Source organism: Christiangramia qingdaonensis (assembly GCF_048381525.1).
Taxonomy (GTDB): Bacteria; Bacteroidota; Bacteroidia; order Flavobacteriales; family Flavobacteriaceae; genus Christiangramia.
Window position 1 is genome coordinate 66,380 of the sequence record NZ_JBLWIM010000012.1, and the last position, 421, is coordinate 66,800.

The window sequence follows — 421 nt, forward strand, 5'->3', positions numbered from 1 at the left end:
CCTTTAAAAACCCGATTCATCTGAATCGGGTTTTTTTGTACATATAATCGAACTATTTGTAAAATACAAAAAGCCGGAATTAGCATTCCGGCTTTTCGCATAATAACCTGATTCCTCAGAATGCAGTGTTATCAAACAGTGTGAAGTACTACGTTTACTACTGCACCTACAATGGCGGCAAAAATAAATAGTAAGGTAAGCGTGACCAGTATCTTTGCGATAATGTTCAGGCCATGAATACTCATCTTGTAGTTGTCCACAAATTCAGTAAAGATTTCCATACGCCTGTTATTTTATGATTTATACTCAACTCACTATAATATAACCACTTAAGCAGATAAATCATAACTTTTTCGGCCAGGTCATGGGATAATCGTTAAACGGACTATTCTGGTGAAATTCCCGAAAGTCTGTACCAAAA

General features: G+C 36.1%; 1 protein-coding gene. It reads right to left on the reverse strand.

Annotated features, from left to right (window positions below; genetic code table 11):
- Nucleotides 1–131: 131 nt before the first annotated feature.
- Entirely contained in the window at nucleotides 132–281 is a 150-nt protein-coding gene (locus ACNI3T_RS05180; protein ID WP_295182708.1) for a hypothetical protein, read from the reverse strand.
- Between the last annotated feature and the right edge of the window lie 140 nt (nucleotides 282–421).